At 78.7% G+C, this 831-nt stretch carries 1 pseudogene; it reads left to right on the top strand.

What is annotated here, in order from left to right:
* A pseudogene (locus BFN33_RS48990) lies at window positions 1-831 on the top strand (cell division protein FtsK); the annotation flags it as partial.

Raw genomic sequence — 831 nt, forward strand, 5'->3', positions numbered from 1 at the left:
CGTGCGGCGCCCGACGGCTCGGGGCTGCTGCCGGCCGTTCCGGTCACCGCGGATCTGCGCGAGGCCGGTGCGCTGGGACTCGCCGGTCCGCGCGCGCGGCTCGCCGGGCTGGCCCGCGCGGTGGTGGCCCAGCTCGCCGCCCTGCACGCGCCCGAGACCCTGGAGATCGTCCTGATCAGCGCGGACCGATCCCGGCCCGCGCGGGAGCGCACCGCCGAGTGGTCCTGGCTCGGCTGGCTCCCCCACGTCCGCCCGGGTCACGGCCAGGACTGCCGCCTTCTGCTCGCCCATGACCGCGAGCAGGCAGCGGCCCGCACCGACGAGCTTCTGCGGCGCCTGGACGACCACCTGTCCGACGCGGAGGCCGCACCGGCCCGCAGGACCGTCCCGGCCGCCCGCTCCGCCGCCCAGGAGGACCGTCTCCGCAACAGTGCCCGACGGCCTTCCTGGGCCCGGGACGACGCGGACGACGAGACGAGCGGCGGTTTCCCGGGGCCGTACACCGTGGTCGTGGTGGACGGCGACCCCGGCGGCGCCGACCTGCGCAAGGCGGTGGCGCGGCTGGCGGCGGACGGCCCCCGGGCCGGCATCCACGTCGTGTGCCTGGCCGAGACGGCCCCGGCCTCCCCGGCGTCCCCGGTGACGGACACCTACGAGGCGGCCTGCGCGGTGGCCCCGACGTTCCGCGAGTGCGGCGCGGTCGGACTGCTCAGCGGGGACGTGGCGACGGCACTGCGGCTGATGCGGGTGGCGCGCGCGGGGGTTCGCGCGCAGTCGGGCACCGAGGCCGACGGCACCGGCGCGGCCCTTTCCGGCAACCGGCCCGAGCCC

The organism is Streptomyces sp. LUP47B, from assembly GCF_001746295.1.
Lineage (GTDB): Bacteria > Actinomycetota > Actinomycetes > Streptomycetales > Streptomycetaceae > Streptomyces.